At 75.3% G+C, this 16,256-nt stretch carries 10 protein-coding genes; 1 reads left to right on the plus strand and 9 read right to left on the minus strand.

Features of this window, described 5'->3' with window-relative positions; all coding sequences use genetic code 11:
* Nucleotides 1-92: 92 nt before the first annotated feature.
* The 3 genes from ABZ621_RS01795 to ABZ621_RS01805 all read right to left on the minus strand — a co-directional run bounded on the left by ABZ621_RS01795 (nt 93) and on the right by ABZ621_RS01805 (nt 9,821).
* Nucleotides 93-4,997, minus strand: a complete 4,905-nt coding sequence (locus tag ABZ621_RS01795; protein ID WP_360599595.1) for a DNA-binding protein — start codon at nt 4,995-4,997, stop codon at nt 93-95.
* Nucleotides 4,994-5,851, minus strand: coding sequence for a DUF4132 domain-containing protein (locus ABZ621_RS01800; RefSeq protein ID WP_360599597.1), 858 nt, complete (start codon nt 5,849-5,851; stop codon nt 4,994-4,996). The genes ABZ621_RS01795 and ABZ621_RS01800 overlap by 4 nt, the downstream gene beginning before the upstream one ends.
* Before the next feature lie 169 nt (nt 5,852-6,020).
* Entirely contained in the window at nt 6,021-9,821 is a 3,801-nt protein-coding gene (locus ABZ621_RS01805) for a hypothetical protein (protein ID WP_360599599.1), read from the minus strand.
* Between the two features lie 68 nt (nt 9,822-9,889).
* On the opposite strand from ABZ621_RS01805, the gene ABZ621_RS01810 reads away from it, so the two are divergent.
* Nucleotides 9,890-10,081, plus strand: a complete 192-nt coding sequence (locus ABZ621_RS01810) for a hypothetical protein (RefSeq protein ID WP_360599600.1) — start codon at nt 9,890-9,892, stop codon at nt 10,079-10,081.
* A 154-nt stretch (nt 10,082-10,235) separates the two neighbouring features.
* On the opposite strand, the gene ABZ621_RS01815 is transcribed toward ABZ621_RS01810, so the two are convergent.
* From ABZ621_RS01815 to ABZ621_RS01840, 6 genes are all read right to left on the minus strand, one after another.
* Entirely contained in the window at nt 10,236-10,961 is a 726-nt protein-coding gene (locus ABZ621_RS01815; protein WP_360599602.1) for a type I-E CRISPR-associated protein Cas6/Cse3/CasE, read from the minus strand.
* Nucleotides 10,958-11,806 carry a type I-E CRISPR-associated protein Cas5/CasD gene (cas5e, locus tag ABZ621_RS01820; RefSeq protein WP_360599604.1) on the minus strand — a complete coding sequence of 283 codons (849 nt, stop codon included), beginning with the start codon at nt 11,804-11,806 and terminating at the stop codon, nt 10,958-10,960. The genes ABZ621_RS01815 and cas5e overlap by 4 nt, the downstream gene beginning before the upstream one ends.
* Nucleotides 11,803-13,227, minus strand: coding sequence for a type I-E CRISPR-associated protein Cas7/Cse4/CasC (locus tag ABZ621_RS01825; protein WP_360599606.1), 1,425 nt, complete (start codon nt 13,225-13,227; stop codon nt 11,803-11,805). The genes cas5e and ABZ621_RS01825 overlap by 4 nt, the downstream gene beginning before the upstream one ends.
* A complete protein-coding gene (gene casB / locus ABZ621_RS01830) occupies nt 13,224-13,862 on the minus strand; it encodes a type I-E CRISPR-associated protein Cse2/CasB (protein WP_360599608.1) in 639 nt (212 codons plus the stop codon). Before casB ends, ABZ621_RS01825 begins: the two co-directional genes overlap by 4 nt.
* On the minus strand, nt 13,859-15,403 hold the full coding sequence (locus tag ABZ621_RS01835; RefSeq protein ID WP_360599610.1) for a type I-E CRISPR-associated protein Cse1/CasA: 1,545 nt from the start codon (nt 15,401-15,403) through the stop codon (nt 13,859-13,861). The genes casB and ABZ621_RS01835 overlap by 4 nt, the downstream gene beginning before the upstream one ends.
* A 250-nt stretch (nt 15,404-15,653) precedes the next feature.
* Complete coding sequence (locus ABZ621_RS01840) at nt 15,654-16,112, minus strand: hypothetical protein (RefSeq protein WP_360599612.1); 459 nt, start codon at nt 16,110-16,112, stop codon at nt 15,654-15,656.
* Nucleotides 16,113-16,256 lie beyond the last annotated feature (144 nt).

The raw sequence follows: 16,256 nt of genomic DNA on the forward strand, positions 1-16,256 counted from the left end.
CCCTCCCAGAGGACGCCCGGCGGGTCGGCGCCCGGCACGCGGCGGGATCCGGCGCCCTCCTCCGAGGAGGGCGCCGGATCCGCCGTGACGGGTCAGCGCCGGCGGCGCGTGCGCTTCACCTTCAGCTCCTCGAAGCGCGGCAGGTCGCCGTCGGCGATCCGCTGCCACGCCCGGGCGTACAGCTCGGCGACCGGTTCGGCGGGCACGAGCGGGCCGAGGACGGGCCGGCCGCCCGCCGGCAGGCCGAGCAGCGTCAGCTTCCACTGCTCGACGGGCAGCACCGGCGCCGACTGCTCCACCCACGCGCCCGGCAGGAACAGCGAGCGGCCCGCGCGGGCCCGGACCGCCGACACCACCAGGTCGGTGGCGGCCAGCTCGGCCCGCGCCGCCTTCAGCCGCGCCGGCTTCCACCCCGTCCACCGTGCCGTGTTCCGGTCGGTCGGGTCCGGCAGGGCCAGCAGCATCAGATACAGCGCCGCCGCGTCGGCCCCCAGGCCGTGCGCCTCCGCCGCCTCCGCCACCAGGCCGGGCACCGAGCGCGTCGGGTCCTGCGGCCACCACGTGCCGTCCTCGTCCGCCGCGCCCGCCACCGGCGCGCCCTGATCGGCGAGGAGCCGTCCGAACGCCGCGTCGTGACAGCGCCGCAGCGCCGCCTCGACCGACGTGGGCTGCTGGTCCTCGCCGCGCAGCGCCACCAGATACGGGTCGGAGCCGGTGGAGTCGAGCAGGGCAGGCCGCAGCGCGGGCAGCGGCTGCCCGTCGTGCGTGGCCATCAGCACCGCCCCGTACCGCTCGTGATCCGGCGCGGTCTCCGTCGGGGTACCCGCCACCCGCCGGAACTCCGCCAGGCTGGTGTAGTGGCCGACGGCGAGGAGGAGCTCCGGCGCCGCCAGCCGCTGCCGTACGGCCGCCAGCGCGGCCGGCAGCGCCGCCCGCAGCGCATCGCCCGCCGGGAGCCGGTAGGCCAGCCACGTCAGCAGGCCCACCGCGCCGGTCAGCACGGCTCCGGTGAACGGCGCCTCGGCGGGCGCCGCCGGCTCCGGCCGGTCCTTCTGGATCCGCCACGCGACGTCCGTGCCGAGCTCGGGGGAGCCCGCCGGGTCGAGGAGCGCGGGCAGCGCCCGGGGCACCGGCCAGCCGGTCCGCACCGCCCGCGCCGCCTCGGTCGTCAGCCAGTCGGGCACCGGCACCCGGCGACCGACCCGCGCGTTCCACACCTCGGCCGCGGCCGCCACGTCCGGGCCCTCGGTCCACAGCAGGGCCGGGTCCTCGGGCAGCAGCGCCGCCACGACCTCCTGGCGCACCTCGACCGGCAGGCCCCGCAGCTCGTCCCGGGCGTGCCCGGCCTCGGCGACCTTCAGGCCCAGGGCCGTGCGCAGCTCCAGGGGCAGGAAGTTGTTCTCGTGGCTGTCGATCCCGGGCATGCCGGCCAGGACGAGCCCGGAGAGCGCCCGGGAGGCCCCGGTGAGCCGGCCGAACTCCTCGGCCGCCGCCGGCAGGAACGGCGTCGCGCCGCGCGCCTCCGCCTCCTTCAGGAACGCGGCCGCCCAGCCCGCCGCGCGCACCGGGTCGCCGACCGGCAGGCTGCCGCGCACCGTGTACGGCCCGGGCACCTCGAACCGCCCGCTCGGGTCGTGCAGCAGGGCGCCGAACTCCCGGCCGTCCGCGACGCCGTCGGTGTGCTCGGTGAGCCCGAGGGCGGCGCCGCCGCCGAGCGGGACCACGCTGCGGTGCGCGTGGTTCCGGCTCTGACCGTGCGCGTCGGCCAGATGCGCTTCGGTCAGGTGGAGCAGGACGCGCCGCCAGCGGTCGGCGGACCCGGCCGCCGACAGGACGCCGAGGGCGTCGGTGCGGGCGAGCAGAGCGAGCAGCGTGCCCCGGTGCTCCTCGTCCGCGCCGGGCGCGACGGCCCGGTAGGCGATCGCCGCCGGCCGGTCCAGGAGCTGCGTGAACGGCAGCCCGGACCAGGGGAGCGACGGCAGGTCGAAGTGGAGCCGCCCGGGGACGGCCTCCGCCTCCGTGTCGGCGCACGCCGCCGCCAGCTCCTCCAGATAGCGGTGGGTGACGTCCGACTCGGAGCCCCACCGGTAGTAGCCGGAGCCCACCACGCCGTTGAGCGCCTGGGCGAGGACCCGGTCGGACGGGCCCGCGACCCGCTCCACGACGGGCTCGGCCGTCGGGTGGAGGCGGGCGGCGACCGCGTCGAGCGCCCGCTGCTGCCGGGCGGCGAAGAGCACCGTCTTCACCACGCCGGCGACGAGCTCGGGCGCGGTGACCTCGGGGAACGAGCTGCCCACGAGGTCCGCCACGTCCTGGACGGTCTCCGCGTCGAGGGAGGCCTTCAGGAGGGTGCCGGCCGTCTCCGCGTCGGCGGCGCGCAGGGCGGCCGACCCCCGCGGGTCTCGGGGGCGGAGCGCGTACAGGAAGGGCAGCGGCGGCAGCACCGACGCCGCCGTCAGGAACAGCTCGGTCCGGCCGCTCTCGGCCGTCGCCGTGACGATCCCGTCCGGGTCCGTCAGCGAGAGGTTCCGCCACTCGCGGCCGAGCGCGCGCGGACGGTCGTCGCCGGGGAAGAGCAGCGCCGCGACCGGCATGGTCGCCCCCTCGGGGAGCACCACCTCACGCCCGCCGGTGTCCTCTCCGCGCCAGCCGTTCCCCGGCAGCCGCACCACGCGCCAGCCCAGCAGCCCGTCGACGGGCGCGCCGACGGCGGAGCCCTCGACGGTCGGCGCGGGGCGCAGCCAGGAGGAGAACGCGCCGAGCCTGGCGTCCGGGGCGTGCCCGCGCAGCGCGTCGGCGAGGAAGCCGGGCTGCGAGCGCCGCCCGTAGGTGCCCTCGGCGGGGTCGTACTCGACCCAGCCGCTGTCGTCCCCGCCGTTGCGGTTCTCGAAGACCCAGTACGAGGTGCCGTCGGAGATCACCGGCGCCTCCGCCGGGAGCCGGGTGTCCCCGGCGTGCAGCACGCCGCGGCCGGTGGTGCGGCCGCCGCCGGGCAGCGCCAGGCTGACCTCGGAGGAGCGCAGCGACCACCGGTCGACGTCGTCGAGCGTGATCAGCCGGTCCGGGGCCGTGTGCCAGTACCCCTGCGCCGGGCCGCTGCCGTATCCGCTCCAGAAGACGAACAGGGCGCCGTCCACGTAGTGGAAGCCGCGGTCGCGGACCGAGGACGCCACGGAGGACGGGATGCGCAGGTCATGGGTGAGGAGGGTGGAGTCGGCGTCGATGACCCGGACCTGGGAGGCGTTCGACACGATCAGGTGGGGCCAGGCCTCGACCACGGTCAGCTTCGCCGGATCCGACGCCAGCTCCGCGACCGTACGCTCCCACTCCGGCCAGTGGAACTCCTCCCACGTGCCGCCGCGCAGGCTGCGCGCCAGCGTCTCGCCGAGATCGGCGCCCGCCGCCGCGGTCACCTCGTCGGGCGCGAGCGCCAGCGCCTCCGACGGCAGCCACGACAGGGTGGACAGGGCCTTCGGCAGGGCGGGCAGCCCGGCCGCCACCGACTTCCGGGCGACCCCCGCGGTCCAGCGGGCGAGCAGCACCCGTCCGCCGGCCGACGCGGCGAGGCGCCGCATCACGTCCGCGTCGTGCCCGCCGCCGCGGAAGCCGTCCGCACCCCGGTCGAAGGCCTGGTGGAAGCGCGGATCCGCGGCGAGGGCCGCCAGATCCCTGGGCCGCTCCGACTGGTGCCAGTCCATCAGGTCCAGCGCGGCGTTCCGCCGGCTGCCCTTCCGGTCCGGCGCGGTCACCGGCACGTCGAGGGCCAGCAGCAGGTCCAGCAGGTTGACGTCCTCCACCCCGATCCGCAGCGCGCGCCGCCCCTCGGGACGGTCCGCCAGATCGGCGCGCAGCCGCTCCGCCGCCCGCTCCACCAGATCGAGCAGCGCCGTCGGCGTGAGCCGCCGGCCCCAGCCGCGGTGCCGGGCGCCGTGGTAACGCTCCAGCCACCCGGCCGTCCCGTCGGCACACCGCTCCTCCGCGGGCAGCCCGGCGTCGACGAGCCCCGCGTCGGCGCCGGACTCGGCGAGGATGTCCAGCCACAGCTCGCTCAGCTCCCCGTCGTCCGACGACGGTGTCAGCGTGAGCAGCGTCCCCCGGACCGCCGGCACACGCCGCGCCAGCGCCACCAGCGTGGCACGGTGCGACTTCCACCAGCCCGCCGCCGCCCGCAGCGTCGCCGGCAGCGGCAGCAGCTCGGCGACGAAGTCCTGCTCCGCCTCCCCGCCGGACAGGCCGGCGGCCCGGGCGAGGCGCCGCAGCTCCGTGGTGGCCTGCGCGGACGGCGCGAGCCCGCCCGCCGTACGGCGCACGCACAGCCGGCGGAAACGCTCGTACGCCTCCTCCGGCGAGAGCCGCGCCGACAGCTCCTTGCCGTACCCCGACAGCACCTTCACCGGCAGCGCGCCGGCGAGCGCGAACTCCAGGAACACCGCGTCGAGCCGGTCCTCGTCGACCGGCAGCCCGTGCTGCGCCTCACTGGTGCGGGCGCGCCCGAACAGCTGCCCCGCGTAGGTGGTGTTCTCCACCGCGAGGAAGATCCGCGCGGCCTGCTCGTAGAAGACCGGCAGGAAGTGGGGCACGGACGAGGCGAGCCGCCCGGCCAGCTCCAGGCAGGCGTCCAGCGCCGCCTTCGGCTTGGACTTCGCCTGCCGTGCCAGCCGGTCCAGCTCCGGCACGACGGCCAGCGCGTGGTGCCCGTCCTCCGGGTGGTGCACGAGCACCCACTCGGGGAAGCCGAGCTCCTGACGCCGGCCCAGACCCACCACGACCGGCTCCCCGGCGGGTTCGAGCCCGAGGAAGCCCGCGGCCAGGTCCTCGGCGGCGCCGAGTTCGGCGGCGGTCAGCCGCACCACGACCCGGTCCTCGCCGAGCACCGGATGGCGGTAGGACCGGGCCGTCAGCTCCACGGCGGACGGCCCCGCCCCCTCGGTGCCGGCCGGGAGCACGGCCCCGGCGTTCAGCAGCTCCGTGTCGTTCGTCGCGGTCGTGCCCGTCACGCCTTCCCACCCTCTTCGATCGTGCGGCCGGCGTAGAGCGCGGCGGCCATGCGCATCCCCTCGGACCAGGCGACCGGTCCGACCCCGTCGAGCCGCACCGCGCGGCCGTCCTCGTCGTGCCAGCTGAGCGCGCCGGTCTCCGACTCCCCGTCCCAGTACGGCTCGCCGATCCACACCGACGCCTCGGTCGTCCGCCCGGCGTCGCGGACCTTGCACGTGGCGTACCCGCCGGACACCCGGTAGCCGAGCCCGGTGGCCCGCGCGGCGAGCCCGAACCGGGAGGCGAACTTCCCGCCCGCGTACTCCCGCACCTCCGTCGCGTTCGCCGCGTGCGCCTCGGGACGCGTCCAGGTGGCGCGGTGGATCTGCTCCACGCGCTGGGTGATGCCCAGCTCGGCCGCGAACTCCCGGACGTCCTCCAGATCGGGCAGCAGCACCGGATGCGGCACCGTCACCGTGCGCGGCGCCAGCCGCACCGTCTCGCCGTCGAGGTCGACGACCTTCAGCCCGCCGTCCTCCGACACGTCCCTCAGGAAGCCGACCTCGTCCGGATCGTCCCCCACCACGGCCATGTCCCGCAGCGCGGACCGCCACGCCTCGTCCGGCCACACCCGGGCGATGAGCGCCGTCGGCACGGGCAGCGAGGACACCATCCACGCGTCCACCTGCGCGACGCACGCGTCCGCGTGCCGGTCGAGCCACTCGGAGAGCCGCCGCAGCCGGTCCACCCCCGGGTCGTCCCGCAGCGCCTTGGGGACGGTCTTCAACTCCCGCCCCCCGGACCGGCGGGCGACCACCCGCCCGCCCTCGCCGAGGGTCACCTCGTACCCCTCACCCGCATCCAGCCACGCCATCTGCCGCGCCTCTCCACCCGTACGTCACTCGTCCACGCAGCCGGAACCAGGGGCGGAGGCGCCCCTGAACTGCGGTATGAGGAGGACAGTATGCGGCCCCACTGACAACGCCTCCGCCCGCCCGCCCCGTCGGCGCCTCCGCCCCGGTCACCCTGCCGGAACGCGCCCCCTAGGGACGGCCGGTGACACCGAGGTGGACCGCGGCGATCTCGTGGACGGCCCCCACCGCCTCCGGAGCGACCCGGGCCAGAACCGGAAGGGCGTGGTACCAGCCGGCGGTGGCCAGCACCCGCCCCAGGGGCGCGAGGGCGGCCTCGGGAGCGGGAGTCGCGAGCGGCGTCGCCGTCAGGGCCAGGTGCCGGACGGCACGCGTGAAGGAGTCCGAACCGCTCGGACCGGGGACGGGGAAGGGCCGGACCGGCACGCGGGCGAGGTGCGCCGCCACCGCGGTCAGTGCCGCCGCCCGGTGGTGCGCGACGGCCGGCAGCACGGCGATGGCCTCGGCCGCCGCGACGTCGCCGAGCGCCGCGTGCAGCACGGCCAGCGCGGCGGTCGGGAAGTGCTCGGCCCCGCGATTGCGCAGCTCCTGCCTCAGCCAGTCCACCTGACGGCCGGGCAGGTCCCCGGCCCCCAGCCGCAGGAAGGCGACGACGAGCACGTCCTCGGGCCGCCAGGACCGCGGGCCGCTCCGCGCGGCCTGCGTCCGCGCCTCCTCCATGACGTCGTCGAAGAGCCCCCGTACCCCGTCGGGCAGACGGCCGGCGGCCGGGAGGACCTCCACGACCTCGGTCAGCAGGGCCTGGCTCCTGATGGTGCTCTTCCGCGCGGCGACCAGGCGCTTCAGGACGGGCAGCAGCACCTCGCCCGCGGCCTCGGGGTCGAGGGCCGCGAGTTCGGCGGCGACGGCGATGCGCACCGCCTGATCGGCCTTCCGCCACGCGGCCCGCGTACCGGCCCCGCCCGGCTGCTGCCCGTACCGCGCCAGCAGGTCCCCGACGGCCCCCGCGTCCCCGACACCGGCCAAGGCCTGCGCGGCATGGGCCCAGCCCGTACCGGCCCCGGTGACCTTCCTCTCCGCCTCCCGCGCGTATCCGCGCGCGGCGTCGGGCCGACCGGAATCGGCACAGGCCAACGCCAGGGCGGCGTTCACGCGCACCAGACCGGCCGGCCGCCGCACGGTCGTGAGCATCTCCCCGGCAGCCTTGACGGCATCCGTACGGACGAGCGCCCCCGCCAGCTCCGCCACCCACACCGGGCTGAGACCCTCACCGACCCCGCCCGCCGGAAGCAGCGCCAGCGCCTGCTCCAACCGCTGCTCCGCCTCGTCCTCCGCCCCGCCGTCGGCCAGCGCGAGAGCCTCATCGGCGACCCGCCCGGCCTCGACGAACGCCCGATCCTCGAACGGACCGGAGTCGAAGACCTCCTCCTCGGCCTCCGCCGGAAGGACACGAAGCCCGAGCGCGCGTACCCGATCGACCGCCTCGGCAGGCGCCCCCACATCGTCCAGGGCCCGGCAGAAGGCCTCGAACGCGTCCCGGAGACCGCACTCGACGGGGAACGCGTCCGCGCCCGAAAGCCCCCCGGCGTCCCCACCCAGCACGCCTTCCAGATACAGCCGTGCCGCGTCCACGAGCCGCTCGGCCGGTTCCGGCCGCGTCCGCGCCACGAGCGAGGCGGCGACCGCGACGACCCCGACCTTCTCCAGCGTCGGACCGTCCTCCCACACCTCCGTCACATGGGCGAGCACCCGATCGTGAACGCGCCCGGCACGGTCGGGATCCGCGCCCGCCACGGTCTCCCACACCTGAACGGCCCCGGCCCAGTCGCCTTCCGCCCCCAGCGCCTCGGCCTGCTCCTCCAACTCCTCCAGCAGCTCCGCGGCCTCGTCCGGATACTCCGCCGCCAACAGACCGGCGGCCACCGCCCAGGCCTCGTAGCGCGCCGCACCCGTCCCCCGCGAGGCGCGCAGCAGTGCGAGCGCCTCCCGGAAGTCGCCGCCCGGGTCCGGCGCGAGGGCGGTCTCCAGCAGCGCCACGGCCGCCCGCGCCGCCGCGGCCCCCGCCTCGTCGACGAGAGGGGCGAAGCGCCCCGCCTCCCGCAGCGCGGTCCGCGCCCACCCGACGGCGGCCCCGGCGGTCACCGCGGCCTCCGCGTCGCCCCTCGCGTGCAGCGCCCGCGCCAGATCGGCCAGGCGCCCGGCCTTCTCGACGGCCCGCCCCGACGCCCCCACCAACGCCCGGGCCCGCCCCGCGTCCCCGAGCCGCGCCACGGTCCGCGCCACGGACCCGGGCAGCGCCTGCACGCGCCCCCGCAGCAACTCCCGCGACACCGCGACCGCCGCCGCCCGCGCCGGCGCGACCTCCTCCCCGTCGGCCGGCGCCACCAGCTCGACGTCACCAAGAGCGACATCCGCCCCGTCCCGAAGGACGAGCCGAAGCTGCCGCCGAGGATCGAGCACCAGCCCGGCGAGCCGCCCGGGTGCCTCCTCGCGTACGAGACGGGTGTAGCCGGTGAGGAGGTAGTTCGGCGTCCGGTCGCACCAGCGCCTCGTCTCCTGGTAGTGCAGGGCCCAGCGATGAAGGTCATCGAGGCACGTGTCCAGTACGGGCCACCCGAGGTCGTCGCTCGCTGTCTCATGCAGTTCGGCATGGGCGATCACGAAGGTCTGCCGTTCCTTCGCCGCCTCCGTCTCGGTCCGAACATCCAGCGGAAGCAGATCGACCCGGGAGGGCGTCAGCGAACGGCCCGCCACGGTACGCAGTTTCGCCTTGACCTCATGCTTGGTGATCCCCAGGAGCTCGCCCAGGTCTCGCCAGCTGAGGGCACCGCGAGCGGTGACGAGCAGCCCGAGCACGCGCCGGCCGAACTCGGGATCCTCGAGCAAGGCCTCCAGTTCGGTGGTCGCGGCGTCCCGGATGATCCGTGCCTCGGGGGAGTCGGACAGCCGCCGGACGATGCTGCGTTCCCGCAACGGGTGGTCGGCGGCAAGCCCCGCCGGAACTCGCGGGTGGGGACGCCCGGAGACGATGACCCGCATGCCGTGCGGTGGCTCCTTCGGGAGGAGCCCGGCGATCCCCCGGTGCTTGAGGTCGACCTCGGCGTCCTCGTCGAGCCCGTCGACGATCAGCACCAGACGGCGCCCACGATCCGCGCACGCTTTGGCCGCCGGCCCGTACCACTTGTCGGGGTCCGGTTGCTCGGGAGCCGGCGGGGGAGTGCGCCGGCTGCCGGACGCCACGGCCAACTGCGCACCGACTGTCCGTTCGAAGCCTGCGACACGATCGGTACCCAGGCGGCCAGAGATGAAGTAGTGGGCGAAGTCGATTCCGGGGAGCTCCCGGTAGCGGTGGGCGAACCATGCGAGCAGCGCGGTCTTCCCGGCCCAGGGACCCGCCTGGAGCCAGAGGTAGGCGGGGCCGCCCTCCTGACGGTTCGACACGAACCGCGTCAGTTCCTCCAGCTCGTCCTCCCGACCCGTGAAGTCACGAGGGAGGACGTCGCCGAGGGCGGGTGACGTCCCACCCAGGAGACGGCCATCCGACGATCCGTGCACCCGGGGCTTGGAACCACCCCCCTGGTTACGCTGACGAACGACCTGCGCGGCATGGTGCCTGGCTCGCCACGTGGGCGTGCGCGTCCGCACGTGACGCGGCGAACGGCCGGCCGCAAGCTCCTCGAGCTTCGGGATCAGCTTCTCCAGCACGTACTTCACATGCTCCGGCTTCGTGGGGATCCTCTCGCCCCTGAGCCACGCCCTCAGGCCGGAGAGGTTCACATGCTCCGTCTGGAGGGCGGCCAGGAACTCGAGTGTCACCACGCCCTTGCCGCCCGCCGCTTCGTACAGCGTGGCGAGGTCGTTCGCGAACGTGGGTCCTGCGGAGTAGTTCTCCATAAACTTCTTCATCTCCCTCTGACCTGCGAGTACGCAGCCGATCCAGGGCTGGCCCCGCTTCTGTAAAGCGGTCCGCACGGTGGATACCTGAGGCACCGAGCCCGGCGGAACGGACCGCCGGGCGCCCGAACCCCGAGGGGGACTCCATGTCCGTCCTGCTGACCGTCCTGGAGACCGTGTTCCAGGAAGCCGCCACGCTCTCCGCCGCCACCGGTCTCGCCTACACCGGGGCCGTCGTGACCGTCGCCGTGTCGTCCGTCGTCCTCCGCACCCCGCAGCGCCGGCGGGACGCGCGCGCCACGCTCGCGATCCTGATGCGCCGTGGCGGGAAGCGGTAGGTCCGGGCCGTCCGGAGGGTCTGGTCCCGGCGGGACGCAGGGCATACTCTCAGCCACGGTCGGCGTTCTCCGCCCGTGCGGGGATGGCTCCCGTTAGGAGCAGGCCCTTTTTCCCTCCCGCGTGCGCGGGGATGCCTCCTGCCGGGCTCCCGTGTCAGCGCGTCAGAATCAGCCCGCAGCTGTACGCCCGCGCGTGGCCGACGCCGTTCGACAGGACGTTCACGAAGGTGTCCGGGTCGGTGACGGTGAGGTCGCCGCGGATCTCGGCGCGGCCGATGCGGACCGGTTTCGCGCGGTGGGCGCTGGAGACCGTCGGCAGCATGCGGATGCCCAGCGCCTCGGGGTCGGCGGTGGCGCCGATGCGGGCCACGCCGTCCTCGGCGTTCGCCGGTTCGCCGTCGGCCTGGAGGCGCCGGGTGAACCAGCGCTTCACGTGCTCGGGCGTGGTGTGGGCGGTGCGGGTGCCGCGTACCTTCTCCGACGCGGGACGGCCGGACGGCTTGCTGCGGGTCGGGTTCACCACCGTACGGAAGCCGACGACCTCGCCCGCCTTGAACGTGCGGTCCACGGTGATGAGCCGCGGCGCCGCCGTGAAGGCCGCGCGCGGGATACGGGTCCAGTCGCCCGGGATCCTCGACTGCACCACGAGCACGAGGGCCGCCGCCTTCAGGTCCACCGACCACGTCGACAGGACGCCCATCTGCGCGCGCGCCTCCGGGGCGCCGTCCTCGACCCAGCCGCGGAAGCCGCTCATGACGGTCCGGTGCATCTCCTGCGCGTCGACGAGGGACTTGGCGACCAGCGGGTGGCGGGCATGGAGGGTGAGGACGGCGTGGGTGGCGACGAAACGGGCCGTCGAGGCCCGTGCGCTGGTGGTCACGGGATGATGTCCCATCCGGTTGCGGTCGGTGCGATGGTGATGCGCGTACGGGTCTCCCAGCGCCTGGCGTGGGCCCGGCGCGCGGGGTCGAAGCTGACCGGCTGGTCGTTCACCTGCGAGGCGCCGCGCGTGCCCGGCGCGGCCTGGATCCACGCCCAGGGCCGACGTCCGGAGGTGTCGGGCCCGTCCGGCCCCGGCAGCAGGAGCTTGCCGGCGAACGCCGTGGCGATCGTGCCGGGCAGGATCTCCGCGGCCAGGGTGCCGGACGGCGGACACGACTTCCGGCCGAGCCACAGCAGCTGCTTCGGATGTTCCAGGGCGTACGCGAGCGCGTCGAGGAACGCCCGGTCCGGGTGTTCGAGTCCGACGACGAAGGCGGCGTCCGACAGGTACCAGCGTTCGGTGACCATCGCCGAGCGCGACAGCTCCGCCGACACCAGCGCCCCCGAGACCGGATCCGCCGTGATCTTCTTCGGCGCCCCGTACCACCCGGCCAGCTCGTGGTGCCCGAAGGACGGCCCGTCGGCCGCCGCCAGGCTCGCGGCGACGGCCGCCGCGCGCCGGTGGTCGGTGATGACGTCGCGCGGACGCAGCGGGTACCGGCCGGAACCGACCGTGTGGTAGTCGCGCACCGGAGTGCCCGGGTGGTCGGCGCGGACCCCGAAGACGAGCGCGGCGAGGTCGTCCACCGGGTCGGTGCGGTCCCGGCCGAGCGCCGCCGCGACGAGGCCGACGACCGCCGACTTGGTGGGCCTGGCATGACTGTCCCGGTGCGCGAACCGGGACGCCACCCCCCACGACTGGAGGGGCGCGGCCAGCCGCACCAGCAGGACGTGCGAGGTCACGCGGTCAGCTCCTCGGCGGAGGTCACGGTCAGCGCGCCGGTGTCCTTGAGGGTGCCGAGGAGTTCGTCGATCTGCGGGTCGTAGGTGAGGACGCGGCCGGCCTGGATGTCGGGCCGGCGCCCGCTCACGAACGCGTGGTGCTTCAGGAGCCGCTTGACCGCGGCCGGACCCGCCGGGCCCTCGCCGCCCCCGCCCACCGGGTTCTCGTCGATGGGGTTCTGGAAGGCGGCCGCGTAGTTGTACGGGCGCTCGCCCTCGAAGGCGAGGACCAGCGCGGGCAGCGACCCCGTGGACGCGGTCGAGTTCTTCTTCGCCTCGGGGAAGGCGTCGACGAACGCCGTGACGAACTCCGCCTCGGCCGCCACGGACGCCTCCTCGGCCTCCTCCTCCGTCATCCCGGCCGCCCGGAGGTTCCGCCGCAGCTTCAGACGGTCGAGGACGGCGTGCCGGTAGAACGTGCCGGTGATCAGCGACTGGTAGCCGGTCATGCCCGCGCCGGCGTCGTCCGCCGCGTCGAGGAAGTCCAGGGCCGTCTTCTCCTGAGGCTTCGGGCTCCGCTTTCGGTCCAGCTTCGCGTCGTCGGCCGCCGCGTAGAAGTCGTCGACCTGCTCCGCCTCGTGCACGGTGAAGGCGTGGCTGCTCTGGACGGCGCCGTCCACGTTCGGCGAGTCCGCGATCTCCGCGAGGAAGCGCCCGTAGAGGGCGATGTCGATGGCGTCGCGCGGAGCGAGCGCGGTGAGCACCGCGGCCCGGGTCGCCGCCGGCAGCGCGGGCAGCTTCGCCTCCGCGGCCGAGGCCTCGCCGGCCGTTCCGGCCCCCGCCTCCACGCCGCCCTCGGCGACGTCCCCGCCGTGTGCCTCCTCCTGCGCCGCGCTCTTGCGGCCCCCCTTCTTCCTGGCCGAGGCCGAGGCCGCCGTCGCGGCCGCCTGGGCCGCCGTGTACGCGTCGGCCCAGGCCCGTACCGCCCCGGCCTGCTCCTCGATGTGGGCGGCGATGCGCGCGCCCGCGTCCGACGGGGCGAACAACAACACCTTCGTGAGGTTCGCGACCGTCTTCTTGCCCGGGTCCCCGAACTTCAGACCGGTGGCCTCGATCACGGCCCGCGCGGTCCGGACCGCCTCCTCCGGCTCCCAGCCGTGCTCGGCGGTCAGCGCCCGTGCCGTGATCAGCGCCCACTCGCGGGTACGGGTCCCGGTGCCGCGCCCGGCCAGCGCGCCGACCCCGGCGTTGGCCCGGTTCCGGGTGTGGACGCGCTCGGCCCTGCGCCGCGCCTGACTGGTGATCATGTGCCGCTCGGTGCCGCCGTAGACGATCGACTTCGGCGCCCCGTTCTCGTCGCGCACGGGGAGGACCGCCACCAGGGTCTCCAGGAGGTGCAGGGAGAGGAACTGGCTGCCGGGGGAGGAGACGCTGCTGGTCACGTGGTCGGGTCCTTCGGGAGGGAGACGGCTGCGGTCGGAAGGGAGAGCGCGCCCGCGCGGTCGGCGGCGGCGCGCGCGGGCGGCATGTGGAAGGCCACGCCCCACTCGTACGGGACACGCGCCCTGCGGTCGTGCCACCGGTTCAGGTCGTCGACGAGCCCGGCCCAGGACGGCGGCTGCTGCTCGCAGGAGCGCAGCCGTGCGATGGCGTGCTGGAGGTGGCGCCACGGGATGCGGCGGCTGGACACGATCCGGTCGACGAGACGCGCGGCGCCCGGGTCGTCGGGCCCCCGCCCCGCTCCGCCGCCGATCCGGCGGGCCGCCTCGCCGAGACTGCCGTACCCGAAGGCGGGCTTCGTCCGCCCCTGGTGGTAGACGGCGAACAGGAAGGCGACCTGCCCGTACACCTCGCGCTGCGCTTCGGTGGGGCTGTACCAGAGCGCCCGGAAGTGCGGTTCCCGCTGGACGCGCGGCCGGCGGAGCTCCGCCAGGCTCGCGTAGTCGTGGTTGTGGACGAGACTGGCGAGCCAGGCGGTGAGCGCGGCCCCGCCCTCGCTCACCGGGGCGTCGGCGCGGTCGGCGGTGCGGTCGGCGGCGCGGTGGCGGGTGCCGCCGACGGCTCTGGCGGTGGTCATGAGGTGGTCCCCCCTCGGAGTTCGGCCGGGGCCTTCGGCTGGCCCAGCTCGTCGTCGAAGCGCCGCAGCGCCGCCGCCCGGGCCTTCGCGCCCTGCGCGTTCCTGGGCAGGGAGTCGAGGCATTCGGCGAGGAACCGGCGGGCGGCGGTGGCGACGCCGGCCGCGTACTCCCGGAGGGACGCCCCGACGTCCTCGCCGAGCGTGGTCTCCTCCATCAGCAGGTAGAAGGGTTCCCGCGTCGCCGCCCAGTGCCGGGCACGGGCGTCGAACCGCGCGATCTGGAGCTGCTTGTCGGTCGGCTTCGGGTTCGGGTACGCCACCCTCCAGGCCGCGTACGCCGCCTTGTACAGGGCGTCCGCCACGAACTCCGCGACGACCGATCCACGGGAGGACGCCTCGTACAGGCTGGCCTCCAGGCCGGGGGCGAAGGGGAACGTCCCGTCGACCCAGGCGATGGCCGTCGTCTGCTTGGCCACGAGCCCGACCGTCCACAGCTCGACGCGGCGCGCGGGCTGCTGACCGGGCTCGGGAGCCACGTCCGCGGCCGGGAAGAGCGCGAGCCGCCGGTAGAGGGTGCTCCCGTCGTTCCGTCCCCCGCCGGAGCGGGCCTCGGCCACCGCCGCGTAGAGGGCGTGGGCCTCGCGCCAGACGGCACGGGTCGCCGACGCCCACAGCGGCTTCCTGGCGCCGTCGCCCTTCTTCCCGAGGTACACGGCGTCCTGGAGGTGCTCGTCCGTCAGCTTCAGCACCTCGCCCGCGCCGAGCAGCACCCGGTCGACGTGCTCCCCGGTCCGCGTGGGGCGCAGCAGCACCGACCGGCCGAGGCAACTGTGCAGATCCGCAGGCCCGTTGACGGTGCGCGGGGTCGCCTTCGCCGTGAAGCCCCGGCGCTCCTCGCCGACGGTCCAGGTCCGGTTCAGCGCCCCGGCCGGGCCGGAGACCGGAGCCAGGTTGAGCCGCAGCGTCTCGCCGAGGGTGTCGCCGAGCGCGATCACCCGGATGCGGGTCCCGAGACGGGTGGCGGCGAGGTTGGTGATCGTGGCGCCCAGGGTCTCCTTGCCGGAGATCCGGGCGCGCCCGGCCGGCCCGTACACGTGCTGGGTGAGCATGGCGCGGAACGCCTCGGCGACGGGCAGCGGGCTGGGGTGCTCCAGGTGGTGGTGGTCGAAGAACTGGTTGTAGTCCCCGACCCGTTCGATCACCAGCTGCGCGGGACCGGCCCCGTGCTCGTCGAGGAAGGGCGCGAGGAGCGCGTTCTGCCCCAGGGGCTCCACCGGATGGAACAGGTCCCAGACCTCGTCCTCCGGCCGCCGCGCCAGCCACTCGGCCGCCGGCCGCAGCGCGTCCTTCCGGTCCACCCAGGCCGGCCACTGCCCCGCAGACTCCGGGTAGGTGCCGGAGGCGTAGCAGATCGCCAGCAGGAACTCGATGACCGCGACCTGCTCGCCCGGCGTGCCGCCTTCCACGCTCCGCACCCCGTCGGCATCGTGGAGCAGCTCCACCAGGTTCATCTCGACGAGCCGGTCGTCGAGCGTCGACACCCTGACGCACGGGGACTCCCGAGGATCCCACCGAGGCCGGACGCCCTCACCGGATAAGCCCACGACACCACCACCCACGCGCCGCCGCCCCCTTGCTCCTAACGGTTACGGCCCGAACGGAACAGGACGCTAGCAGCCCGGGCCGCGCCGGGTGTCGCGTTCCGAACATTCCGAGCGGCCCTGGGCGCAAGGGAGTTGACCGCCGACGGAAACGGGACCTCGGCCCACCTGCCGTCGCGCGCGCGTCCGCTCAGGAACGGCCGGTCACGTCCTGGTCGCGGTGGTCGTCCGCGCCGGTGGTGCGGGTCATGTGGAAGGTGAAGTTCGAGTGATCGCGGCCCTGGACGGCGGTGCCGTGCACGGTGCCGCCGATGTTGTTCTGGACGTTGCCGCCCGACTGCGTCCGGGCCTGGCGCCACCATTCGTCGAGGAGCGCGCGGAACTCGCCGTCCAGAGCGGCCCGTACGTGGAGCGCGGTGGCGAGGGCCTGGGCGTGGCCCGGATCGGCCGGCGCGCCCTCCAGGGCGGCCACCTCGACCTCGCCGGAGCTGACGGCGAGCGCGCCCTCCTCCTGCGCCTCCTCCAGCGCCGCGTTGCGGCGGAAGGGGCGTCGGACGAGCGCGGTCAGTCCCAGCCAGGCGTTCCGCCCGGCCTCGGAACCGATGCTGCCCGCCAGGGCCGCGAGCGCCGCCGCAGTGATCGGGTCCAAGTCGGTCTCCCCCTCGTTCGGTGCGTCGCCCTCAGCTTAGGACGGCTGATGGGGCGGCCGGAGAGGATTCCGCGCCAAAGCGTCCCGGTCCTCAGGCGCGGTCGGTGCGGGAACGGTCCCTCGCCGGCCGTACGAAGCAGCCGA

The sequence above is a fragment of the Streptomyces sp. NPDC007863 genome (assembly GCF_040633895.1).
Lineage (GTDB): Bacteria > Actinomycetota > Actinomycetes > Streptomycetales > Streptomycetaceae > Streptomyces.